This is a genomic window from Bacillus sp. JZ105 (assembly GCF_053903125.1).
The window spans coordinates 493,000-517,059 of the sequence record NZ_CP096387.1 but is presented as its reverse complement, the minus strand read 5'-3'; the positions used below and the strand labels follow the sequence as shown (position 1 = coordinate 517,059).

Here is a 24,060-nt window from a genome sequence, read left to right as displayed (position 1 = left end):
GGTTTATTTTAACACATTAATTTCTGACGGGAATGGAATAGCTTGTGCAGGTAAAAATCAAGGTGACTGTTTCATTCAGGTTTGTTGTATTTTTTAGCATCTTTTTAATTTATCGTCTATCATAATCGTAATTCCTTCTACGAGTTCAGCAGTATTTTCATTTTCAAACTTCTCAGACAGGATGCTTATTTTATGGTCACTCATTGTTTTCTCCTCAATTGCTTTCGAGATCTAACAAATCTACTTTATTTTTTATCATACCAATCTCTTTACCAGCAAAGAATGAAACGATGGACCATTAGTCCATCGTTCTATTAAACTCTCTAGTTATAAAATCAATTCCTTTTCATCTTCTAAAAACTCTTCTACAAGTTCTTTAATTGTATTTTGTGAATCGTGAGGGTAATAAAATGCGTCTGAAACTTTTCTAAAAAAATCATACATATTTTCGGGCGTATTAAAGATTGAAAAAATATTTTCAATTTCTTCAAATATGTTTTCATCAGTTGAATTAGTATAAACTTCTTTCATAGTGCTATATAGCCACTTATGATACTCTCTCTTCATGTCTTCCGATGATTTGTCAGAGACTATGCTTTCAAGTATATGATCTACTTTAACTTCTTCTTGTTCCCAAGCTAATTCAAGGATTAATTCATTGTTAGCATTAGGGTTGTTTTCTAGATATTTAACAGCATAGTTTGTTACTTCTATTGCCGAAATTAAATTAAACTGTCTACCAACAAACAGTGTAGACCAGTTACAATCAAAACCATTTTTCGTGATTATATCCGTTTTATACAATTTTCTATTTCCCCCATTGATTTATTTTTCCTGTCACTTTGCCACCAGGTATAAAAGTTCTATGGGTTACTGTATTCGTTGTTGGATCTACCACCCATTCAAACACGCCATTCCTTATTTCTTTCGACTGTAACATTTCAGGGGCGTTGTTTTTTACTTTTACATATTTGGTTTCGTACTTAACCACCGAGCCCTCTATTTGATACAACGAATCCATATGGCCTTTTCTATTTGGTAAATCAAATCTCTTAGAATGAACTGCGTAGTTGTCAATTATATCATTAAAGCTATGATAAAAATCATCTTTTAATGCACTACCTACTCGTGTATTATCTAAAACTGGATGCTTAAGTTCTCTCGTACTCTTAATCCCCATCTTCCCATGAAACCCTTTAGCCCCAAACGGCAAAAGCATTCCAAACGCCGCGTTCATGCTCGCTTCCTGCTGTTCTTTTGAGATCTTATTCCCAAACATGTCTCGGCCTGTGATCGCTTCGCTGAAGCCGTTAGTGGCGGTGAGGCCATATAAGCCTTTTTGAGAAGTTTTCAACGCATCAAAAGATTTTTGTGACGTCTTGTAGATGTCGACCGCTCTGACTGCAGCTGACGTGGCTTGGGTGGTTTTATAGACGGCTTTCCCGCCTTTAAAAATGCGTCCTGCCCAGCCGACGATAGGGATGTAGCCGGCTGCTGCCATGCCTCCTGCCGCGACTCGCTGTCCTGCGGTGAGTTCCTCCCCTGTGATTGGATCGACGCCTGTTGCGGCACGTTTTGCATCGTTCACACCTGTTAGTTCATTGACAATATTTCCGCCATAATCTAGGGCTTTTTCATACCAAGGGCGGTTGGCGAGCGCTTCTTGTTCCTTCGCAATCTTTCGGGCTTCTTCTTGTTCTTTTTTGATTTTCAGATATTCAGCAGTTTGCTTCTCAATATCGCTTTTTGCCTTGTAGATGTCGCTATTTTGATACGCTTTCTTGTCAAAATTCATAGGCGAAATCGCTTTTCCGTCATTTGTCGCATTCATCATTTCAGCGTACAATGCCATTGTAGCTTTCTGCTCCGTTTCTGACAAAGCATATTCATCTTTTAAATTTTGATCAAGCTCTCTTAGGTCTTTGACCGTCTTTTTTCGTTCATCTTCCGCATCTTCTATTTTTTCATCAAAGGTTTGGCTATCAAATACCTCTAGGGACATGAGGTCATCAATGTCTTGAAAAATCGTTTTGAGTGCCTTTTTTTGATCCTTCACAATGCTTTTGGCATTCTTGATGCCCATATGTACTGCGTTGTCTAAAAAGTGTTCTTCTACAAAGGTATCGCCGCCAAAGTTTGTATCATCCAGTGTCCCAGAAACACCTTCATGAAAGGCTTTTTGCTTATCAATGAAGCTGATAAACATGTCCACATTTCCAGACAGCTCTTTATAGAAACTTTTAATATTATCTGCACCTTTCCCAGTGAAGTCGTCACCGAGGTTGGCCACACCTTGTAATGCCTTTTTTAAATCAACCATTTGTTCGCGGAGTTCCTGATAGTGTTTTGCCCTTGCGTCCATGGCACTGGTTAGTGCTTTTGCATCAAGTATCTTGCCCAGAAGAAGTCACTCCCTCCATTATTGATCATAAAGTCTATTTTACCTTTCTCAGTGAATTGGAAAAATAGGCTATAAGTTACAAAAATAACTTCCATATATTTTTAGAGGAAATAAAACAAGTGATAATTGAAATGTTTTTTCCTTTCATCACAAAAAAGTCAGTCCTCTTTTGAGAGGACCGACTACATTTTGTTTAGAGAAAGCGTTTTAAACTTTTCTTGAGTGGAGGGATATCCAGCTCGCCTTTTTCAAAGAATTTTTTCAGTAAGTACTTACTAAAACCAGCTGCTTGTGTGTACGTAATTTTGCCAGGTAACGGCGGTTCATTGGTGACAGCAACATCAATAATGACGGGTTTATCTGATTGAAGGGCTGTATCAAAGGCTGGAGCTAGTTCTTCATGTGATGACACGGAGATTCCTTTGCCGCCGCATGCTTCTGCGAACTTAGCAAAATCAATATCTTCCAGCTCTATACCATAATTGATGTTTCCTTTTACCTGTTGTTCATATTCAATCATTCCAAGGTTGTTGTTGTTTAAGATCACAACAACGATCGGCAGTTTATATTTTACCGCTGTCACAAAGTCTTGCATGACCATTGTGAAGCCACCATCGCCGCAGACAGCAACCGCTTGACGATTCGGTTCATTTAACTTAGCAGAGATCGCTCCAGGCAAACCACAGCCCATTGTGGCAAGCCAGCTGGAGATGATGAAATCCTGCTGTTTCATTTCGAAATGGCGGGCCATCCATACGGTTACATTCCCTACATCAACAGAAAGAATGGCGTCGTCTTCAACTGCTTCTTCTAGTCTAGCAATGACTTGCTGCGGTTTAAGCGGTGATGTGGCAACGGATTTTTCCTTATCCATTTCTTCTCGCCATTTCATCATATGCTCTGTACAAGCTTCAAGGAAACCACGCTGCTCTTTATACTCAATGTAGGAGGTCAGTTCCTGCAAACCACTCTTGCTGTCACTCACGATTCCTACGTCTACTGGATATCTTTTACCGATTTGATCTGGTTTAATATCCAGTTGAATGGCAGGTGTGTCCTCTGGTAAGTAGTCTCTATATGGAAAGGAAGTTCCAAGCATAATTAAGAGATCACACTCTTCCATCGCTTCATAAGCTGGCTTCGTTCCAATTTGACCTAGGTTTCCTAAAAAGTATGGATGCCTGTCTGGCACAACCCCTTTTGCAGGAAGTGTGATGACGATAGGTGCAGCAGCCTTTTCTGCAAATGAAAGAAGCTCTTCTTTTGCATTTCGTAATCCTTTACCTGCTAAGATGACTGGCTTCTTCGCATTGTTAATTAGCTGTGCTGCCTTTAGCAGTTGATCTTTCTTTGACCGTACCTCTCCCTCAACATAAAGAGGAGATGTATAAACTGGCTTACGCTTAATTTTTTGAGAAAATAAGTCATCTGATACGGTGAGAACCGCCACCCCTTTATGGGTATAAGCTGCTTTAATGGCTTGATTCAATAAATCAGGCAGCGCTTCTGCTGTTTGTACCTGCTGATTAAAGACAGCGACGTCGTCAAACATCCGCTCTAATTTGATTTCTTGAAATGTGTCTCTTCCTACTTCATTCGACGCAACATGACCTGCAATTGCTAAAACGGGTGCGCCATCTGCTTTTGCATCGTATAGTCCATTTAATAAGTGGACAGCACCCGGTCCAGCGATGGATAAGCAGACACCGAGCTTACCTGTTAGTTTGGCATCAGCCGCCGCTGAGAGTGCCGCCACTTCTTCATGTCTCGTTTGTATAAATTGTATTTGGCTTGATTCATGCCTAAGCTCTTCAATCAATTCGTTTATGCTGTCGCCGGGCATTCCATAAATATGTTTTACGCCCCACTCTTCCAGTAGCGCTGTTACTTCTTTTCCTGCGGTTCTTTGCGGCATGTGAGAAAACTCCTTTTTTCTTACTCCATACCACCGCACCCTTTTGATCAAACGTTTCAACTTGCTGCTACTTTTTAAAATGATATGGAAGGGTGGCGACCACAATATCCCGTTTCCATAATAGACGGAATCTTAATAAAAAGGCAGATTGGTTATGCAAGATCGTATGCCATCTTTTTTTCGGGATAAATTGAGGCACAAGCACCATCACTTTATATTGATGCGCATTTGCTTTAGCCTCAACTGTTTCAAGAAATTTATCAAGCGGATGAATAAGACTTCGATAAGACGAATGCAATATCACAAGCCGCACACCGCTGTTCAGTTTTTCCCAATCCGCTTCAATTTTCTTATCTTTTTCTTTATCAAAAGATACATGAACTGCTATGACTTGCTCTGATAAGGATTTTGCATATTGAACAGATTGCTCGACGACTCGTGTTACTCCTGCTATTGGCACGATGACCACATTTCCTTTAATCTCAACAGGCTCTGTTTCATTCATTAAACGCAGTTGTTCTCCGACAGACAGATAATGCTTTTTTATGGAATGAAAGATCAATAGCACAATTGGCATGAAAACAAATACTGGCCATACAAGATGGAACTTGGTCAAAATGAGAATCATGAGAACCGTGAAAGAAATCAGTGCTCCGACTATATTGATAGGCATTTTCGTTTTCCAGCCCTGCGGTTTTTCACGAATCCACTTCACACACATGCCGGTCTGTGACAACGTAAATGGAATAAATACACCGACAGCATATAGCGGAATGAGGTGTTCCGTTTTCCCATCAAACAACCAAATGAGCAGCATAGAAGCTACACCTAAAAAGATAATGCCATTAGAGTAACCGAGTCGATCCCCTCTTACAGTAAACATGCGCGGCATATATTTATCCTTTGCTAAATTGACCGCCAATAAAGGAAAGGCGGAAAAGCCGGTGTTTGCCGCTAATATCAAGATTAAAGCTGTGACAGCCTGAATGACATAATAGAAAAATGTACGTCCAAATGTTTCTGATGCAATTTGTGATACAACCGTTTCTTCGGGTTTTGGTGAGATGCCAAAACCAAACGCAAGCAATGTCACACCCACAAATAAAACAGCTAGTAATCCACCCATCATCAATAATGTTCTCGCTGCATTTTGTGCAGCTGGTTTTTTAAAGGATGGAATGGTATTTGAAATGGCTTCTACCCCAGTCAATGCAGAACAGCCAGACGAAAATGCCTTTAATAAAAGAAATAATGTAATGCCAGGTACATGTGTGCCGATCGCTGTATGCTCAGGTGCTGGAGGCACACCTCCTGTTAACAATTTAAAGCCGCCGACTCCAATTAATATAAGGAGTGATATGACAAACAAGTATACGGGATAAGCCAAAATAGATGCCGATTCAGTCAACCCACGAAGGTTAAGCACCATAATCAAAATGACCAATACAATTGAAATCAGCACATGATATGGATATAGTGCCGGAAAAGCCGATGTGATGGCATCAGTACCCGCTGATATGCTCACTGCTACAGTCAGAATATAATCTACAAGCAATGATCCGCCAGCGACCAGTCCTGGTTTTTCACCTAAGTTTCTGCTAGAGACGACATAAGCCCCTCCGCCTTCTGGATAAGCATAAATAATTTGGCGGTAAGATAAAATTAATGCCATTAAAAGAATTAATACACAACCTGCAATCGGGAGTGAGTACCAAAATGCTGCTGCACTAACGACTGAAAGAACAATCAAGATTTGTTCTGTACCGTATGCAACGGATGACAATGCGTCTGATGACAGTAATGCTAACGCTTTGATTTTTGATAGTTTTTGTTCTCCTGCTGCCTGTGATTTTAATGGTTTCCCAATTAAAATACGCTTCATCAAACTGTACATGTGATGCCCGCTCCTTTAGTGTCAAACGTTTTATGTTACAAAAGATGGATCGCCAAAAAGACACAGAGGCAATAGAATGCCCCTGCGTCTATTGTTTAGATCACAGGTTGGTCTTTGCTCTCTTTAACGCTTACGAGGTTAGCTGACGGATTCGGGCGCATGAGACTTTGCCCTACCTAAAAAGGATTCACCCCACGTGGTGTCCTGCACCACTAATGGTTCCCCCGCTCATCGAAATGATTCAGCGATTGGTCTTTTATAAAAGAGATCATACTCCCGTTTGACACCAAAGTAAAGACATTTTTTCATGGTCTTTTGATCGTTTATCAATCAGTCTTTTTGCGGTTTTTTCGCACGAAATAAATAATCAGCCCGACCACAAAAATAATCAGCGCAGCGATACATGCAAAGTAAATCCAAGAATCATCGATGCCTTGCTTTTCATCTTTTTGGAGATCATTTGTTGTGCTGCTGACCGTTTGATGATTAGAGAACATGTCTTTGTTTTTGTTCTCGATTGCGACTGTTGCCGTTTCCGTATTTGTTTGCAGGAAATGAAGCACTTCATGTGAAAGATCAGCGTCAGCTGCATTCATTCCTGAAAAGACGGTCATTGTCTGTTCTTTATTCCATACAGATGGCTGCGTCCATACGATACGAGCAGTCGTTTCGTTGATCATGCCAAAGGAGGATACATCATACTGATCCTTTTTCACTGGAACGATGAGATCGTCTGCCTTTTCTTTTAAAAGAGAGAACGTTTGAATGCCCCCGATGAAAATGAGAGAGTGATCTTTCAATTGATCATTTGTCACATTTGAAGCTTTGATCAAATGATATTGGGCAGCTTCCGGCTGACTAAATGATTCTGTCAGCATCGCCATTTGATTGATCGTTTCTTGCTTGATTTGATCTGGAATGACGATCAGTGTTTTTCCTTGCTGCGTTTTTGATGTGAAAGGAAGCGGCCATGCGGCTAAATCCGGTGTATCACTAGTCGTACCTTCTGGTATTTGAAGAGAGCTGTTCTTATCAATGTAAATCCAGCCTTCTTCATCCGTATGTCTGCAGGATTCCATGTTTTTAAAGCCTGTAGTCACAAATTGTAGATCAATATATTCGTTCTTTTGAAGTACTTGTGAATCTATTGGAATTGACACATGATAGAATCCATTCTCATCTTTGTTTCCTAGTTTTGTTAACGGTACATCGTGCGGTTCGTTATTGATCATGACTGTTAAGCGTTCCGCTTTGTTCGCTATATCAGATTTTTTAAATGATAGATTTAGCTTTGCACCTGATTTTTGATTAGCGGTCAATGCCTTCGGATAATAGTAATGTTCAGACGACGTTTTCTTGGTTCCAACTGTGACATCCTCTCCACCGAAATCTTTTAAACGAATTTGATGAGATGGTTTTGATGCTTTAGCCGTAATCTTTTGAAGCAGTAAATCGCTACCAGTGAGCTGACCAGTCAGTTCTGGTTGAGTTAGGACATTGATTTTTTCAGCAATTGTTTTTGGCTGCTTAGCAGTGACAAATAAAATAGGCTGTTCTTTTTTCTTTCCTGTCAAGGTTCTCACCGCTAATGTGAGCTGATTGCTTGCTGTTTTCATTTTCGCAGCTTGCTCGATCGATTTCACTCGTCCATCCCAGTTTCCTTTTGCTCCCACAGCAATGGTTGGATGCGCGATTTGCTCGAGGTCCTTTTCTTGGACGATTTTGAGGTCTGCTTGGCGGTCTTTGTTTTTCAACGTACGGTATACTTTCATAGCCGCTTCTAATTCAGCTGCTTCCGGTGAATTTGGAATCACAATTTCTGTTTGTTCTTTCTGATCACCTGTTTGAATGAAAGGTGAAGGGAAGCTGTCTAACGTCACGTCTTTCGTTTGAGTTCCTTTGAAAGCAAGCTCACTTTCAGGATATACTTTCAGCCAGTTGGCCGGTGTCTCTTGGTTGATACACACCCCTTCTTTTAACACGCCATAAAATGCGAGCTGAATTTGATGAGAACCTTTTTTCAATTGCGCCTTGTTCAATTTGATTTGAATCGACTTCTTTTGGTTTTTCCCTGATACGGGAATGGTCTTTTCAATCTCTCCATCAATCATGACTGTGAACGATGATGGCGAAATGAGTAATGGTGATGCCTCTATATTCAATGTAAGGGTGCTAGACTCTACTTTTTCTTTCTCTATTTGATAGGAAAATTCAGTGCGGTCTTCTTGTCCATACAAGGTCACTACATCTTCTGATAATGCTTGCGTTTCGGTCTGACTTCCTTTTGATGAGCGAATCCAGTCATCTTTCACTTGCACTCGATTTGATTGCGCCATTGCTTGACCCGCCATGAAAAAAGGCTGAATGGCAAGGGATATCACCAATATAAAAATCATCCATTTTACCGATTTCAATTTGTCACCCGCTTTTCTTTTGTTGTTGATCGTACCGCTCGGTTTTGTACCATTTCACTTCTTGTTTGAATAATCGGCTCTTTGCCTCTACACATAAGGAGTACACGACTAGCGCAATCCATACTTGAGAATAAGTGAAGTACATGAGCGCCACAATGAGTATATTTTGTTTGGTGAGCTCTGTTTTCTCAATGCTTAATGTAATCATCACTTCTGTTAGAAAGAGGAAGAAGGCCAATCCCCACAGGATCAGTGCAACAGCTCCTACAGATAAATGAAGGTCAACAAATAGGTTCACGATAAAGATCCCATTTGAGAGCAGGACACCGAAGAAAAATAAGAAATACGTAAAGAAGAAATAAAACAAATCGAAAATCATTCGTTTTCGTTTCAGCTTCATAAACTGATTTAAAAATTTGAGTACAACATATTGATTGCCTCGTGCCCAGCGTGTTCTTTGCCGCCACCAGACTTTCCACGTCTCAGGCTCTTGTTCCCAAGTGATCGCTGCCGGGAAAAATCGAATGACATAGCCAAGGTTATAGACTCGAATCGTTAATTCGGTGTCCTCAGCCAACGCATGAACATCCCAGCCGCCAAGTTCTTCTAAAATGTGCCGGCGGATGGCGAAGTTGGTGCCTGGTATTGTCGCAATACCAAACCACTTCCATCTACCACCCTGCGCCATCCATTGGAAGCAGATGGTCTCAATATTAATAAATTTGGTCAGGAGATTTTTGGCTGCATTGATGACCCTGAATTTCCCGACAACAGCGCCTGCCTTCGGGTCATTCAATAAACCAAGAACCAAATGATAGACGGCCTTTTGTTCGGGCATGTTATCTGCATCGTATACGCAGATGACTTCTCCTGTTGAAGCCTTTAAGCCTTCATTCAGTGCAGTGGATTTTCCCTTTCCTGCAAATGGCGGCTTCGTTTCAATCATATGGACATGATCATATTGCTCACTGAATGATTGCACGATGTCCCCTGTGCCATCAGAGGAATTGTCATTAATCACAATGATTTCAAGAAGATGTTTAGGATAGGATAGCTGGACCATTGCTTTTAGCGTTTGCCGGATGACAACTTCTTCATTATGAGCAGGAATTAGAATGCTGACGGTCGGCAGCTCTTTCCCTTGTTTCGTCCATTCAGGCAACACTTTTTCGTAGGTCAGGTAGTGCTGAAAGCCGCCCTGCATGAGAAACATATGGTATAGGAGCATGATCCAAATCAATATTAATGAAAGATAAAATAAGACATCAGCCACCTAATTTTCTCTCCTTAAAAATTCGTTTTTTCATTGTCAGCCTTAAATACAATGTGTAAAAAGCAAATGCCGCAATAAACAGCATGACTACGACTGTGAGAATTCGCAGCATATTTTCCATGCCGCTTCGTTTAACTGTTTTGGTTTCTGCTCTATTGGATTGTTCTACTTGAATATGTCCATTCCCTGATGTTTTGATCTGTACATGTGGTGTTTGGACTGTTTGTTTTGTTTTCTTTAAATCCAGCCATTCACTAGAAGGAATTGCATCCATCAGCGTCATCAGATTCTGCAATCCAGTTATTCCGGATTCCACATCATAGGACAGCCCGATTGCGGCTGATTGAAGATGCTGGATGGATTGAATCTTTTGTTCTATTAAAATATTTGAACCTTCTTGGTCAGACGCTGGCTCTACTGATTGCTGAGGATATAAGGTCATGCCATGGAGCATGGCGGGTTTCGTCACGAGCGGCGGAGCACCGGCTGTTTTCCACGTATGGTCCGACAGCTGTACCTGTCCAAACAGACTGGACACATGCCTTGATATCACTTCATAGCCTTGTTGAGATATGGCATCATGCGGCACCTCGAATGCCAGTGGATAGAGACCTTGCTGCGCAAGAAACTCAATGCCCTTTGTGAGTTTTTCTTCTGTATAGATGGTTTCTTGCTGCTGATTCGATCTCGTATAATCATGGAAGTCTTTTTCATTCGGAAAGTGGCTTTCACTTTGCTTCTTCTCGGCTTTTTTAGGGTCATTTGACGTAATGGACTGATCATTCTTTGCATCCCAGAACTCAAAATCCTGACCAGAATCCTCTGTTCGATACGTACGGCTAAATCCATGGAGAATGATGCTGGCTCCATCGCAATGCAATTGTTTTAACACTTTTACGAGCTTCGGGCGGTCACTCAGTGTCACTTCATCGCCTGTTGTTCGATCCACCCAAACAGGGGTTACCGCTATCAGAAACGGGATATGCCGAGTGGATACATATTGTCCAAGCTCAAGCAGCTTCTTTTCGTCAGTGACAGGACTGATGTTCCCAAGCCTTAAGTACTTTGTGGTCAGCTGATCAGAAGAAGGCAGGTGTTTTTCTAGCACTTCTGCAAGAAGCTCATTATGCTGCACGACATTTAAGATTCCAATATAGGCCGCACCTTCCTTTGTTTGAATCACAAATGGAAGATCAGCTTCATGCTTCTTCAATAGAAATTCCCTTTGCAAGTCTGCCCCTTGAACCGTTAACGCAATGATCCTTTTCTCTAGCTGACGGTAAGTGGGATCATCTGTATATTTGATTTGACTCGTGTGTTCTTGTTTATGAAAAGTAAGCTTGGAAAATGGGCGCAGCTGGTCCGCATTGTATCCAATGGCTATGATCTTCTGTGCTTCGTTCATTACACGAATGGTCTGTTTTGGTAAGGTTCTCTTTATTTCCCCTAGATAGATGACTTGCTGAAATTCGCTGATCTTCTTTTCAGCCAAATGTTCATCAGATACAATCGTCGTCTGTTTGGAAAAATGTCCGGCGAGTAGATCCAGCATATGCACTGCTGGAGTCGCTTCTCCCGATTCTGTTGAATAAACGATCAGGGTATCTGGCTTGGCAAGAGCGTCGGCTGAAGCCATGTATTGAAACGAAAGAATGAAAAAAAGAGCGATCATCAAACAGCATTTCATTATAGAATTAAAGTTCATTCATCATCATCTCTTTTTCTAGTTCTTCTAAAAATTGCTCTGGCGTACGATAATCCGAACTGCTTGTTAAATGACAGACATGAAAAGTCAGGGTGACTTCACGACCGTTTAACAGCACATGCTTTTGCAATTTATCTTTTAGCTTCTCAAGGACGACAGAGACATTCTCTTCTGGTGTGTGAGTAAGCAGCAATCCTATTCGTTCTTCGGATAATCGAAATTTCTTATCAGTTTCTCTGACACTTTCGCGAATCTTGATACTTAATTGCTGAAATAGGTGCTGCATTTCTTTTTCTCCATATAATGATTTGAATTCCGCTGCATAATGGATATGAAGAAGGATAAAAACGAATGGCTGTTTGTAGCGTTCTGCCCGTTTCATTTCCTCGGATAATTCCAGCTTCATCCGATCTGCATTGTCAAATCCAGTTGTCGAGTCAATCGCCACAAATTGTTTCATCGCCTGCTTTTGTTGTTCTATGGTGTGACGCATCGTCTTGATTCGCTCATGCAAGCTTCCTGCTGAAATCGCGAAAAAGAGAAGAGCTGCGCCCCAAACCACCACATCCTGCAATGTTTGATTGGAAAAGAAGGGATTTGTGTGGCCAAGCTCTGTAAAGAACATAGCACTTCCTATAAAGAACAGCATCAGCAAGGTAAAAATTAATGCTGGTAAGATGCCAAATAAAATCCCGCATCCTAACACGACAAAAGTCAGTGTGATCATCAAAAAGCTCTCTGCATCATGTACGCCAAGGTAGCCCATAAACAAAATAAGACCTGCGAACGTGAGGAGCAGAGAATAATATAAACGATACGTATTACTGAATAACCGATTCATTAAAAAGCTCCCTTTCTGCAATGAGAGGCAATAAGTTGTCAAATGAGTGTGTGTCTTTTTCGTTCATGTACCCTCCATACTCATCCTTGAGAGGATCTTGCATTTGTAATTCTTTCATGCGGTCATACACCTCTTTTGCGAATTCCGGTTCGTTTCGTTTAAGAGCATACAAGATGACCAGCGCATATACAGAAGGCGATTCATACGTCACTGATGGCTGCAATGTGCTCAGCTTATATCTACCGTACAGTTTTCCTTCTTTTTTAAAAGTCGTTTTAAGCCATTTCATGATCGCGGACGTATTCACCTTTGCACGATCGGCATGTAGAGCCGTATAGAGTTGATCAATCATATTGATTTCTCGATCAAATGAATAGGCTTTTTTCTTTATGTCATAGGATTTAGGAAAGAATCCTTTTTTTCTCGGTGCTTGTTTTAGAATGGTCAATTGGTTACTCGTCATTTGCTTCGTGAATATTTTGAGGGATTCCAATTCTTTGATTGCTTTTGGGTCTAAATATGAGAGTGTGATTGTGTGTGAAGTTCGATTTGTTGATGCATCATAATAATCGGACAAGATGCCTCTATACATATTCTTGTCTTTTAACGCTTGTGCGATTTCTTTTGCTGTGGTTTGATACGCTGCATTCTTCCATAAACGATCTGCCTTTTGAAGTGCCGCCACTACCCGTAAATCATCAACCAAGGCATTGGCCTTACTTTTTTGATCAGATTCGATTTGCCAGCTGAGAAGATGATGGTCTAGTAAAAATTCATCTTGCAGGACACCAAATTGTTGGTCAAAAGAATTTTGGTCTTTTTTTCGAACAAGATAATCCATCCAAAGCCCAAGCGATTCAGATAAGTAGATGTGCTGCTCTGCAAATGAAGTGCGAATCATGCCTTGATCTGTCATGAGGTGATGAGTAATAAAATATTCTCCAGGCAATACAGGCTGTGGTGATACTGGATAAGCTGATTCCTTCTGCTGCTTCCAGGTACATCCGCCTAGTAGAATGACAATGAGTAAAACAATACCTATGCGATGTATGGGTGTATCCATTCGTGTCCCCTTTCAACTCCCGTTATCTTAGCATTCCAACGATTTATTATAGATTGTTTCTGTTTAAATTTAAATAAATATTTTATACCAAATTACGAGTCTTTTCGCATAGACATTCCCATTTTCAGAAAAACAATATGTCGATATGCTTGATTACATTGGAAAACCCATGCGTTTCCGCATGGGTTTTTATAATACTATTGATCTAATTTTAATTTCTTTAATTGCTCAGCCAGTGCGTTATTGATTGGTTCTTCCACTTTCTTTTGTTTCTTCATATATTTAGACACATCATGCTTACTGGCTCTCTTTTGATTGGATTGTGATTTGCGTTTTTCGAAAACAGACAGTTTTTCTCTATGGCCGCACACACAAGCAAAGATTTTGCCATCGCCTTCTCCGCGCAGCTCGAGCTTTTTATGGCAGTTCGGGCAGCGTGCGTTTGTTTTCTTCGCCACATTTTTACGGTGGCCGCATTCTCGGTCTTGGCACACGAGCATTGTGCCATGTTTTCCATTCACTTTCAGCATAAGTTTTCCGCAGTCCGGACAATGGGTGCCAGTGACATTATCATGCTTAAAGGTTTGGTTCGTCTGTTTGATTTCAGATACGGCTTGTTTTGCATAGGACTTCATTTCACTCATGAATTGAGAAGCCTTCAGCTGTCCTTTTGCGATTTTAGAAAGCTTTTGTTCCCACTCTGCTGTTAATGCTGGAGACTTTAAGTCTTCAGGCACTAAGGAGAGCAGCTGCTTCCCTTTCGATGTGATGAAAATATCTTTGCCCTTTTTCTCGATTAAGAAGCTGTTGAACAGTTTTTCAATGATATCGGCTCTTGTGGCGACTGTCCCTAGTCCGCCTGTTTCACCAAGGGTTTTCACTAAGTCCTTTTCCTGATTCTGCATAAATGCCGCTGGGTTCTCCATAGCAGATAGCAGGGTTGCTTCATTAAAACGGGCAGGAGGTTTCGTTTCTCCTTTTGTTTCTTTCAGCTGGCGCACTTCAAGTGATTGCCCTTCGGAGAGTACCGGCAGATGCTGATCTGCTTCGGCTGATTCCTCGTCTTCATACGATTCATCGTACACAGCTTTCCAGCCGGCTGATTGCACGGTTTTTCCTTTTGCTGTGAATGTTTCACTTCCTATTTTGGCGATCACCGTTGTTTCCTCGTATTCAAAAGGATTCATGAGTACAGCAAGGAATCGTTTGGCAATAATATCATATAATTTACGCTCTTTATCACTTAATGCACCAGGATACAGCTCTTCCTCGGTTGGAATGATCGCATGGTGATCTGACACTTTTGCATCGTTGACGAAGCCTTTGTGCGCTTTCACACCTGATTGTAAAATGCGGTTCACATGCTGAGCGTACGGTCTGACATTCATTCCTTTTAATCGGTCTTTTAATGTAGGAACGATATCCGCTGAAATAAATCGTGAATCTGTACGCGGATATGTCACAAGCTTATGCTGCTCATACAACCGCTGAAGCGTAGACAAGGTTTCTTTCGCTGAGAAGCCGTAGCGTTTATGCGCATCACGCTGCAATTCAGTGAGGTCGTACAGCCCTGGAGCAAAAGCTTTTTTCGCTGCTTTTTTCAATGCATCGATCACTGCTGGTTTTCCTTTGCAGCCTGCCAAACGCTCTTTTATGACAATCTCTTGGAATGTGCGGTTTTGCTTTGTTTTGGCATCCTGCCACGTCAAGGTGAGTCCATCTACTTGTGCAGTCATTCCATAAAACGGCTTTGGCTGGAATTGCTGAATGTCTTCTTCTCGTTTGGCGATCATGGCAATCGTTGGTGTTTGTACCCGTCCGCAGGAAAGCTGTGCATTGAATTTGGTCGTCAGCGCTCTTGTTGCGTTGATCCCTACAATCCAGTCTGCCTCTGCACGTGCAACCGCTGAGCGATACAGATTATCATATTCTCTGCCGTCTTTTAGTCGTTTGAAGCCTTCTTGAATGGCTTTATCGGTAACAGATGAAATCCATAATCGTTTTAGGGGCTTTTTCACATGCGCTTTTTCAAGAATCCATCTTGCGACAAGCTCCCCTTCACGTCCAGCATCTGTTGCGATGACAATGTCTTTTACATCTTTTCTTGCAAGCTGTGCTTTTACTGCTTGAAATTGTTTACCTGTCTTTTTCATGACGACAAGCTTTAGCGGCTCTGGAATGATCGGCAAATCCTCTAAACGCCAGGATTGAAATTCTTTTCCGTAGCCTTCTGGATCAGCCAGTGTGACCAAATGGCCAAGCGCCCACGTTACAATGTATTGATCTCCTTCTAAAAAACCATTTCCTTTTTTATGACACTTCAGTACACGTGCTAAGTCACGTCCTACTGAAGGTTTCTCTGCTAATACAACTGTTTTTGACACTAGATTTCACATCTCTTTCTTCTATCCATCCTTTTATTATAGCAGACGTGGAGATGTGGTTCTAATGACGGATTATTTCTTCAAGCGCGTGATGATTTCGTTTGTGATTTCTTGTGTTTGATAAGCCCCGCCGATGTCTGCCGTTAAAAAGCCGTCTGCTGTGACTGACTCGATGATTTCGAGCAGGTGTGTACCCAGTTCTTCCTCACCGAAATGATCAAGCATCAGTTTAGCGGTCCAAATTTGACCGATTGGGTTGGCGATTCCTTTTCCTGCAATGTCTGGGGCTGATCCGTGTACAGGCTCAAACATGGATGGATATTTGCCATTCACATTGATGTTGGCGGCAGGTGCCACGCCAATACTTCCCATAATCGCAGCCCCAAGATCAGTTAAAATATCGCCAAATAAATTGCTGGCAACAATCACATCGAATTTCTCTGGTCTTGTCACAAAGAAGGCTGAGAGCGCATCAATGTGCTGCGAGTCTGCTGTCACCTCTGGATAATCCTTTGCTACGTCTTGAAACACTTCATCCCAAAATGGCATTGTATGAACGATTCCATTCGATTTGGTTGCACTTGTCACATGCTTTCGTCTTTTTTCTGCTAAATGAAAAGCAAAGCGCATGGCTCGCTCTGTCCCTTTTCTGGAGAAAACAGCATTTTGAATGGCAAGCTGATCTTCCCCTTGATAGATGCGGCCTCCGATTTCACTATATTCACCTTCACCGTTTTCTCTTACAACAAGAAGATCGAAATCCTTTGGCTGAGCAAGCGGGGAACGAATACCGCTCAGCTGTTTTGCAGGTCTAACGTTAATCACCTGCTCAAATTCACGTCTAATTTTAATCAGCAATCCCCAAAGCGATACATGATCCGGCACTAAATTGGCATCTCCGACTGCCCCTAAGAAAATGCTGTCAAAGGCTTTCAGTTGTTCCAATCCATCCTTTGGCATCATTTCGCCATGCTCTAAATAATATTCACAGCTCCACGGAAAATCCTGAAAGGTGAAAGACAGACCGCCATGCACATCTGATATCGCTTTCAAAACTCGGATGGCTTCAGGTACAACTTCCTTTCCAACCCCGTCTCCTGGTATTGCTGCAATTGAAACATGCTTCATTGATTTTTCCCCCTTCGTCATCGGTCGACCGTCGACCATTTAATTCGAGTTTACTAGAGAGTGTCTGTTCTTACAATGGACAAAAGACGCTTTTTTGATCAAAGCGCCTTTTTATCCTGCATCAGCACATGGGGCTTCTGTTTCTTTCTTCCTGTACTTTTTTTATCTGAAAGCAGCAAACCTCCTAAGGTCAGTGCCGTTCCAAGCGCAGACATGAGGGTCAATCTCTCGTGAAGAACGATCATTGAAATGACCATCGTAATAATGGGCACTCCATAAATATACACACTCGATTTCACCACACCGAGCGTTTTCACAGAAAAGCTCCATGTCAGAAAACAAATGGCAGATGCGAAAAGGCCTAAAAACAGCAAGTGGAAGGCAAACGATGGATTCGTCAATCGTTCCCAGTCTAAACGAATTTTAAAATGCCAGATCAGTGGAATCATCCATAGCAGTCCGTAAAAGAAGACACGCCTTGTTACCTGAATGATATGGTAGCCATATTGGTTGATCATCTTCGATAAAATGGAATAGAATGCCCAGACGATGGTGGCCGTTAAAGCTAACGCATCACCGAGTGGATTCAATTGAAACGTGGTCATTCCATTCATGCTGATCAGCACGATTCCCGTCATTGCGATGAAAAAGCCTATGAAAAACCGGCTGTGCAGCGGCTCATCTTTTAATAAAAAATAAGCCAATAAAAAGGAGAAGAAGGGGACAACGGAGCTGATGACACCTGCATTCGAAGCGAATGTATAAGTAAGTGCGACATTTTCTAAAAAGTAATATAAGACCACACCGCATAAACCTGCCAGCGCAAACATCCCTTCATGCTTTTTACTTCGCACCTTCATGGTGACTGGATAGATGATCATCAGAGCCAAGTACCCTATAAAAAAACGGAAAAATAAAATCTCTGTTGGAGAAAAAGCCGTTAATAATATTTTGGTAGAGATAAAGGTAGATCCCCATAAAAAAATGGTGAACATGGCCGCCAAATGACCAAGCAGCTGTTTATTTTTCATCAGCAGTTACCTGCTTTGCAAAAATTTGCTGATACTGCCCTGGCGTAAGCCCAATAAATTCTGAAAAGAAATGACTCAAATGACTTTGATCAGAAAATCCAGCAGAGGCAGCCGCATCTACAGGCTTTACTCCTTGGGCAAGAAGCTCCTTCGCATAGTTCACCCTGACTGTCTGTAAATAACGATACGGCGTGATGCCTCTGAACTTTGTAAAAGCACGCAGCAATGAATATTTGTTCATGGACACAAGCTCACCTAAGTCATCTAACGAGATATTTTCCGTGAGATGTGTTTCAATATATTGCTGTACGTCTTGGACTTTTTGTTCGTTGGCATGTGCGGGTGATGCTTTTTCCTCTGATGTATCAGCATAGGCTTCAATCAATTGTTTCATAAAGAAATAGAAGGTCTCCTGTTTATTCAAAGCAGGAGCTTCTTCTGTGATCATTTGATGTAGATCATATAATGGCTTTGTTAGTTCACTTTGTGAAAACACAGGGGCTTTAAAATGCGGTTTGTGCTGAAAGACCTTCTCTAGCACCTCTGCTTCAATATTTAAGCAGCGATAATCGAGTGTCCTGTGATCAATTTGTTCACATGCATGATTATCATACGGATTGAAAAGAAGAATATCACCTTTTTCAATGATGTATTCTTGATTTTGGCAGATCAAACGTCTTTGACCATCTTCAATAAACCCAATCACATAATATGTATGAAAATGATTTGGGAACTTTTGCATGATGCCATGAAAGCGATACGCCTCTATTTGCAAGTCTTGATCAAAATGTACAGTTCGTTCCTCTTGTGTGTTCATGTCGATCCCCTCTTTTCACTGAACTGATCATAAGTGTAGCACACCCTTTTTCTCCTGGATTGTACGATATTGACTTTTTGATGCAGGCTTGCCTAGAGGGGAGAACTTGGATAACATGAGACAAAAGATGATGTATAAAAGAGGGAATGATGGGATGAATTCATTCGAGTTGGAAAGACCAGCACCGTATCACATGCAATTTTATGAACAGCTGAAGCAAATGATATTTGATGGCCAGTTTCAGCCAGGAGAGCGCATCAATGAAACACAGCTTGCCAAGCAATTTGGCGTAAGCCGATCACCGGTAAGAGAGGCCATGAGGCTGTTAGAAAAAGACGAGCTTTTAATCGCAGATCATCGCTCAGGCTATTCCGTCTATACGTTAACAGAAAAAGATGTTGAGGAACTTTATCAAATTCGGACGGCCTTAGAAACACTTGCTGTTGAGCTTGCCTGTAAGGAAGCCTCGCAAAGAGAAATGGATGAAATTGAGCAGGTTCTCACGCAGGCAGGCGAAGCGATCAAGCAGCAGCTGCCATCTAAAGAGATCGTCCAGTTACATGAAGCCTTTCACCAAAAAATCATTTTAGCGAGTCACAATGACCGTTTATCCAAACAATTGAATCACGTGAATGCACTCATTCACTATTGCCGCATCTTCCATTTTAGCGGCGGGGCCCGTGCTGAAACCATTCAAAGGGAGCATACAGCCATCTATTCTGAAATAAAAGAGCGCCGCTCCACAGAAGCGGTTCAAGCAATGAGGGAGCATTTATTACATGATGTCATGCACTTAAAGCAAGTACTCTCTAAAACAAACAAAGAGTAAAGGACTTTTCCCATTTTTTAAGCATTCCATGAACATATTTTGAATTTTTCGTAGATTTCAGCATGTCCAGACGATCTTTCGTTTATATTAGAAGATGAGAAACTAGCTTTTATACAGGAGGATTTGTATATGCATACAAGTATTAGCCGTCTTCGACAGGCGGGTTTTATTGAGGGTATGTCTCTTTTAACCCTTCTTTTAATTGCCATGCCTCTAAAATATTTTGCGGATATTCCGATAGCAGTCACTATTGTAGGCTCTCTTCACGGCGCATTGTTTGTCATCTATATGCTCATTTTGGCATATGTGACTTTTAAAGTTCGCTGGCATTTGAAATGGTCCATCGCTGGTTTTTTTGCGGCTTTCATTCCTTTCGGTAACTTCGCCTACGATAAGGTGCTCCGCCAATATGATACAAAAGCTTAATCAAAAAGGGCTAAAACGACATTCGTTTTAGCCCCTAGTCTTCACGCTGAAGCGTCCTGATAAAGGAACGCTTTTTTATATTGATGCATATTTCACAATGGCTGCTCGACGCGTCATGTCGTGATATGCCACCCATAATTCATCACCAGGCAAGACGCTAGTGATTGGATCAATTGGCTGTTTCACTTCATACACCATGCCATTTCTCTCAACCTGAATGATCGCTAACGGCAGATTGCCGATGACGCCCGCAAATTCAACATTGGTCACTTTTGCACTTCCTTGTTTCTCTTGCATGAGACCCATTTCTCTATCCAGCTCTTCTTTCTTTGTCTGGATCGTGATTTGAGTGCCCGCTGCGACCTGCATATGATCAGGGATAAACTGGCTGACCGTTTTTGTGATAGACTCATCTCCGTTTGAAACCGTCACATCAAGCTGAATAGGCTTTTGTTCATGGATGGCAATTGGATATTGCTTCACACGCTGGATCGTTCCTGTTAACGTCACATCTTTCCCCGATCGATTCCGCACTTCATGGCCATAGGCTGCCATTTTGAGCTGGCCGTTGATGTCGACAAGATCGGCTTTTTCTCCTGTTGTAAATTCAAAACCAGCGGCTTGAATCATTGGAATGATATACGTTTTCTGATCCAATTCAAATGTGAGTGATAAGACGGTGCCTCGTCCTACGGTTCCATATGATTCTATATTTCTTAAAACAGCGCCTTTGATGAACTTTGGCTGACTTGGCTGTGAGAAGTCACCTTCTTTTAAGAGCATTGCCTTTTTCTTCTTCGGATCATAGTGAATGACAATACGCTGGCCTGGCTGCGGTATCTGGGTGTAGGATACAACCGTTTTAACCGTCTTTTCTATGCGCTGCCCTTCATATTCAAATTGAAGCCGCATGCTGACAACTGGCTGTTCGTTGATGTAGGTGCCCGTTTCTTTAACAGACACAATATTGGCTTCTAATGTGACACTGTCCTTAATCTTGTTCTTTCTCACCAGTCTCAAAATCGGCGGCAGGAAGATCGCTAGTACAAATAATAACAGCGGGATCAAGATCCATATCGCCCAGTTAAGAATGAGCGGTCCGCCCTTCATTACATATTGCGTAAAGGTGTCAACAGACGTTTGGTGAGCTGGACTGGCGTTTTCAATTGAGATGACCTTCTGCAAAGGAAATTCCTTTAGCTGTTTGCTTTTCGTCTCAAATGCACCCGTTAATTGATTTTCGAATGAATAATAGATCCAATCACTTTTCACATTTTTATGGAAAAATAGTCCTTCTCGGTTTAAATTTTCATATGAAAACGACTGAAAAAGCTTGCTGACAGACGTCGTCTTATTCGTGCGGTGGTTGTAAATATAACCAGTCAGCTTGCCTTTTGCTTCGTCCTTTGCTGTAGAGCCTACAAGAAGAACTTCTTCTTCATTAAGCTGGTAGATAAAGGTTTGATAAATCGGTTTTGGTGTTGGGACGACTTCACCAAGCCCTCCATCTGCATTCACTTTCCTTGGTCTTTTTGGATAGTTAGATTCGACAGCGACGGCAAAGTTTTGGGATGTTCCGATTGTTTTTGCTAGCTGCTTCTCCACTTTATCTTTAATGAGGCTAAACGGTTCAGCGTTTTTGGAGACATAGACCCCAAGCTGATGCTTATCGTTTGAGACTCCGCTGACATATGCTTTCTGGTCATTTTTTAAAGTCAATTCAAATATAGGTATAGGCGTCTGGCCTCTAAAGGAGTTCATGACGGCATCGATGGAAACGGGTCTTGCTGGCAGCTTCAGTTTGTTGAGATTGTGCACATGAAACTGACCATTCTTCAGCTCACCGATGACCGCAGCAGCGCCTTCCATTTCTCCTGTAAACACAAGCCGTCCATTCCATTGATATGTATTCGTTTTTAAAAACGAGGGTATCTGCAAGTTTTGTTTAATGAGCTCTTTCTTTTCTCCGCTAGGCGTTAGTTTCTCGATCAAAAGCTGCCCCTCTTTATTTTTTAAAGCAAGTAAGAGATTGTTACCTTGAATGGATGGCAGCATTTCATTAAACGTATCGCTTTCCGTGGTCCATTCACTGATTATTTTTCCTGATTGAGGATCATACATTACAAAATGGAGCTACTGGTCTTTTGATACAGCACTCACCACTCGTTTCCCTTCATCAAATGTAAATATTCGTCTGACGTCATATTGCGTCGCTTTCCCTGCTGACAAATCATCTTGGTAATGGTTCCACACCAAGAAACTAAGAATGATTGCTGGAATAAAGAAGACAATATATCTGAGGAAGATGACTGGTACTCTTTTCACTATATCGCTTCCTTTCATGAGGTTCCTTTCACTTATACGTCAGTACAGTGAAAATGTTTCATGCTAGAAGAATACCATCAAAGCCTCTAAAATCCATATTTTACAAACTTTGTTGTTTACGATAAAATCCAATCAGATTCAAAAAAGGAGTTATCTCATTGGATAAGCTATCATCAATCATTCTAGCAGCTTGGCTGCGTGTCCCTCGCTGGTTCAAGCAATGGGTACTCGTATCCATTTCCATTTTCTTTTTTTATATGTGTTTTGTAAAGGGGCTGACTAGCTGGCACACCTTGCCGCCTGTCACTTTGCTCTCATGTGTGATTGGTTCCTTCATCATTTGGCTGATATGGCTTAAGGGACAAAAAAATAAGTGAAAAGAGGACAATAATGAAAAAATCCATTCTATATTTTGCGATCTCTTTTGTTCTGCAATTCGTTTGGTTTGGTCTTGTGCACCCAAATAGAGGCGTGACACTGCTGGATATGTTCATGTTTTCTATTTTGTTTGCGGTTATGTTCTTTTTTATTGAGCGAATTTGGCAGTATCAGAAGAAAGGACAAAGTAAATGATCATGAAGCCCGTTTTATTCACTCTGATGCTCTGTGCATTTATCGGTCTGCTGTTAGTGTCGAACCCTTTTGGAGCGGACGCTATGCGAATGGTTGCGACCTTTGTTTTTCCTTTTCTTGTGCTCATTGGTTTCGGGGTTCTATTGTTTGACCTAATGAAAAAGGCTGCCAAATAGATGGCAGCCTGTTCCTTACTCTTTTCATGCAAATAAATAATCAATGTTTAATCTCCGTTACGGAGTGTATGAATTAAGATTCGATCATATCAGTGTGTCATATGTGTTCCGAGTGAACCTACGTTTGAAAGTAAACGCCATGGAAGTTCTGGATAACAAGACAACGAAAGCCCTACCTCTCATTCGTCCTTACGGCTCCGAAGCCGCGCCAGTGTGAATTGTAAATCAAAACGTCTTTTTTCCATTCTTCCGCTTTTATAGGGGGCGGGTGCAGAAGGAAAAGAATAAGTTTGTTCGCTTTGACAGCGTCTCGTTCTTATCAAGTAGAAGCTCTATTGCTTCTCATTATGTCATAGAAAAAAGAAAGTTTACTTTCTTTATTTATTTGCTTATTTCAACACTAATATAAAACTCTAACACATTCCCCCTGCTTACGCAAGTGTTAAAGTGATAATTCTGCTGGTGTACGGCTTCCTTCATTCATATAACGAATGGAGGTTGGCTCAATCTTCAGAATCACTAGATTCGGATCCTCTTTTCCTTTAAACCATTTCTCCATCTCATCAGACCAAAGACGGTCGATCAGTTCCCGATCATCGGTTAATGCTGCGGTGCCTGCAATCTCTGCATAAGTATCACCGAATCCTTCGCCTGAATATCCAATGAGAATATGAACATTCGGGTTTTTTTCAATTTCTTCTGCTTTATGTGTTTCTTTACTCGTTGGTGTATATAACGTCAGCCCTTCATGGAAAAAAGTCATATAGCGGGTATGCGGCTTATCCTGTTCAACAGTCGCTAGTGTCCCGACCTTTTGTTCATCTAATAAGTTTAATACCTTTTGTTTTAATTCTTCTTGAGACAT

Annotated in this window: 20 protein-coding genes and 1 riboswitch; of the genes, 4 read left to right on the top strand and 16 right to left on the bottom strand. The window is 41.4% G+C overall.

All coding sequences use genetic code 11. From position 1 onward, the window contains the following. Positions 1–327: 327 nt before the first annotated feature. The 13 genes from M1D81_RS02455 to M1D81_RS02395 form a co-directional block, all read right to left on the bottom strand. Positions 328–804 carry a DUF2247 family protein gene (locus M1D81_RS02455; protein ID WP_212049115.1) on the bottom strand — a complete coding sequence of 159 codons (477 nt, stop codon included), beginning with the start codon at positions 802–804 and terminating at the stop codon, positions 328–330. Between the two features lie 4 nt (positions 805–808). Further along, positions 809–2,401 carry a ribonuclease YeeF family protein gene (locus M1D81_RS02450; protein WP_456270896.1) on the bottom strand — a complete coding sequence of 531 codons (1,593 nt, stop codon included), beginning with the start codon at positions 2,399–2,401 and terminating at the stop codon, positions 809–811. A 193-nt stretch (positions 2,402–2,594) separates the two neighbouring features. Further along, positions 2,595–4,316 carry a pyruvate oxidase gene (locus M1D81_RS02445; protein ID WP_456265727.1) on the bottom strand — a complete coding sequence of 574 codons (1,722 nt, stop codon included), beginning with the start codon at positions 4,314–4,316 and terminating at the stop codon, positions 2,595–2,597. Positions 4,317–4,383: 67 nt separating this feature from the next. Further along, complete coding sequence (locus M1D81_RS02440) at positions 4,384–6,210, bottom strand: APC family permease (RefSeq protein ID WP_456265728.1); 1,827 nt, start codon at positions 6,208–6,210, stop codon at positions 4,384–4,386. Between the two features lie 112 nt (positions 6,211–6,322). Continuing rightward, positions 6,323–6,467, bottom strand: a riboswitch (cyclic di-AMP (ydaO/yuaA leader). Between the two features lie 69 nt (positions 6,468–6,536). Further along, the gene (locus M1D81_RS02435) at positions 6,537–8,624 is read right to left on the bottom strand and encodes a cellulose biosynthesis cyclic di-GMP-binding regulatory protein BcsB (RefSeq protein ID WP_456265729.1); all 2,088 of its coding nucleotides are present in this window, start codon (positions 8,622–8,624) and stop codon (positions 6,537–6,539) included. A gap of 4 nt (positions 8,625–8,628) precedes the next feature. Next, positions 8,629–9,852, bottom strand: a complete 1,224-nt coding sequence (locus M1D81_RS02430; RefSeq protein ID WP_456267167.1) for a glycosyltransferase family 2 protein — start codon at positions 9,850–9,852, stop codon at positions 8,629–8,631. Between the two features lie 37 nt (positions 9,853–9,889). Further along, the gene (locus M1D81_RS02425) at positions 9,890–11,602 is read right to left on the bottom strand and encodes a DUF2334 domain-containing protein (protein ID WP_456265730.1); all 1,713 of its coding nucleotides are present in this window, start codon (positions 11,600–11,602) and stop codon (positions 9,890–9,892) included. Continuing rightward, complete coding sequence (locus M1D81_RS02420; RefSeq protein WP_025093605.1) at positions 11,592–12,443, bottom strand: GGDEF domain-containing protein; 852 nt, start codon at positions 12,441–12,443, stop codon at positions 11,592–11,594. Before M1D81_RS02420 ends, M1D81_RS02425 begins: the two co-directional genes overlap by 11 nt. Then, on the bottom strand, positions 12,424–13,506 hold the full coding sequence (locus M1D81_RS02415; protein WP_456265731.1) for a glycosyl hydrolase family 8: 1,083 nt from the start codon (positions 13,504–13,506) through the stop codon (positions 12,424–12,426). Before M1D81_RS02415 ends, M1D81_RS02420 begins: the two co-directional genes overlap by 20 nt. Positions 13,507–13,703: 197 nt before the next feature. Continuing rightward, positions 13,704–15,890 (bottom strand): DNA topoisomerase III, encoded by a 2,187-nt coding sequence (locus tag M1D81_RS02410; protein WP_456265732.1) that lies wholly within the window; start codon positions 15,888–15,890, stop codon positions 13,704–13,706. Positions 15,891–15,962: 72 nt separating this feature from the next. Then, a complete protein-coding gene (locus M1D81_RS02405; RefSeq protein ID WP_197172368.1) occupies positions 15,963–17,018 on the bottom strand; it encodes a tartrate dehydrogenase in 1,056 nt (351 codons plus the stop codon). A 98-nt stretch (positions 17,019–17,116) separates the two neighbouring features. Then, on the bottom strand, positions 17,117–18,049 hold the full coding sequence (locus M1D81_RS02400) for a DMT family transporter (protein ID WP_024425568.1): 933 nt from the start codon (positions 18,047–18,049) through the stop codon (positions 17,117–17,119). Then, positions 18,039–18,866: an AraC family ligand binding domain-containing protein gene (locus tag M1D81_RS02395; protein WP_456265733.1), complete on the bottom strand. Its 828-nt coding sequence runs from the start codon at positions 18,864–18,866 to the stop codon at positions 18,039–18,041. The genes M1D81_RS02400 and M1D81_RS02395 overlap by 11 nt, the downstream gene beginning before the upstream one ends. Before the next feature lie 154 nt (positions 18,867–19,020). Here M1D81_RS02395 and M1D81_RS02390 point away from each other — a divergent pair, with 154 nt between their 5' ends. Then, on the top strand, positions 19,021–19,695 hold the full coding sequence (locus tag M1D81_RS02390; protein WP_456265734.1) for a GntR family transcriptional regulator: 675 nt from the start codon (positions 19,021–19,023) through the stop codon (positions 19,693–19,695). A 129-nt stretch (positions 19,696–19,824) separates the two neighbouring features. Then, on the top strand, positions 19,825–20,121 hold the full coding sequence (locus tag M1D81_RS02385) for a DUF3817 domain-containing protein (protein ID WP_456265735.1): 297 nt from the start codon (positions 19,825–19,827) through the stop codon (positions 20,119–20,121). A gap of 75 nt (positions 20,122–20,196) precedes the next feature. On the opposite strand, the gene M1D81_RS02380 is transcribed toward M1D81_RS02385, so the two are convergent. Both M1D81_RS02380 and M1D81_RS02375 read right to left on the bottom strand, forming a co-directional pair. After that, a complete protein-coding gene (locus tag M1D81_RS02380) occupies positions 20,197–22,113 on the bottom strand; it encodes a hypothetical protein (protein ID WP_456265736.1) in 1,917 nt (638 codons plus the stop codon). Between the two features lie 141 nt (positions 22,114–22,254). Next, positions 22,255–22,446 (bottom strand): hypothetical protein, encoded by a 192-nt coding sequence (locus M1D81_RS02375; protein ID WP_456265737.1) that lies wholly within the window; start codon positions 22,444–22,446, stop codon positions 22,255–22,257. Positions 22,447–22,604: 158 nt separating this feature from the next. Between M1D81_RS02375 and M1D81_RS02370 the strand changes: the two genes are divergently transcribed. Further along, the gene (locus tag M1D81_RS02370; protein WP_311165051.1) at positions 22,605–22,823 is read left to right on the top strand and encodes a hypothetical protein; all 219 of its coding nucleotides are present in this window, start codon (positions 22,605–22,607) and stop codon (positions 22,821–22,823) included. Positions 22,824–22,836: 13 nt separating this feature from the next. After that, on the top strand, positions 22,837–23,019 hold the full coding sequence (locus M1D81_RS02365; protein WP_024427342.1) for a hypothetical protein: 183 nt from the start codon (positions 22,837–22,839) through the stop codon (positions 23,017–23,019). A gap of 618 nt (positions 23,020–23,637) precedes the next feature. Here the strand turns inward: M1D81_RS02365 and M1D81_RS02360 are convergent. Beyond that, positions 23,638–24,060: a pyridoxamine 5'-phosphate oxidase family protein gene (locus M1D81_RS02360; RefSeq protein WP_041106492.1), complete on the bottom strand. Its 423-nt coding sequence runs from the start codon at positions 24,058–24,060 to the stop codon at positions 23,638–23,640.

What these genes read in the sequence shown, in the direction of transcription:
- M1D81_RS02430 (WP_456267167.1), bottom strand. Translation starts at nt 9,852, where the DNA reads ATGCTCCTATACCATATGTTTCTCATGCAGGGCGGCTTTCAGCACTAC.
- M1D81_RS02390 (WP_456265734.1), top strand. Translation starts at nt 19,021, where the DNA reads ATGAATTCATTCGAGTTGGAAAGACCAGCACCGTATCACATGCAATTT.
- M1D81_RS02420 (WP_025093605.1), bottom strand. Translation starts at nt 12,443, where the DNA reads ATGAATCGGTTATTCAGTAATACGTATCGTTTATATTATTCTCTGCTC.
- M1D81_RS02400 (WP_024425568.1), bottom strand. Translation starts at nt 18,049, where the DNA reads ATGAAAAATAAACAGCTGCTTGGTCATTTGGCGGCCATGTTCACCATT.
- M1D81_RS02385 (WP_456265735.1), top strand. Translation starts at nt 19,825, where the DNA reads ATGCATACAAGTATTAGCCGTCTTCGACAGGCGGGTTTTATTGAGGGT.
- M1D81_RS02425 (WP_456265730.1), bottom strand. Translation starts at nt 11,602, where the DNA reads ATGAACTTTAATTCTATAATGAAATGCTGTTTGATGATCGCTCTTTTT.
- M1D81_RS02405 (WP_197172368.1), bottom strand. Translation starts at nt 17,018, where the DNA reads ATGAAGCATGTTTCAATTGCAGCAATACCAGGAGACGGGGTTGGAAAG.
- M1D81_RS02360 (WP_041106492.1), bottom strand. Translation starts at nt 24,060, where the DNA reads ATGTCTCAAGAAGAATTAAAACAAAAGGTATTAAACTTATTAGATGAA.
- M1D81_RS02440 (WP_456265728.1), bottom strand. Translation starts at nt 6,210, where the DNA reads ATGTACAGTTTGATGAAGCGTATTTTAATTGGGAAACCATTAAAATCA.
- M1D81_RS02365 (WP_024427342.1), top strand. Translation starts at nt 22,837, where the DNA reads ATGAAAAAATCCATTCTATATTTTGCGATCTCTTTTGTTCTGCAATTC.
- M1D81_RS02415 (WP_456265731.1), bottom strand. Translation starts at nt 13,506, where the DNA reads ATGGATACACCCATACATCGCATAGGTATTGTTTTACTCATTGTCATT.
- M1D81_RS02395 (WP_456265733.1), bottom strand. Translation starts at nt 18,866, where the DNA reads ATGAACACACAAGAGGAACGAACTGTACATTTTGATCAAGACTTGCAA.
- M1D81_RS02445 (WP_456265727.1), bottom strand. Translation starts at nt 4,316, where the DNA reads ATGCCGCAAAGAACCGCAGGAAAAGAAGTAACAGCGCTACTGGAAGAG.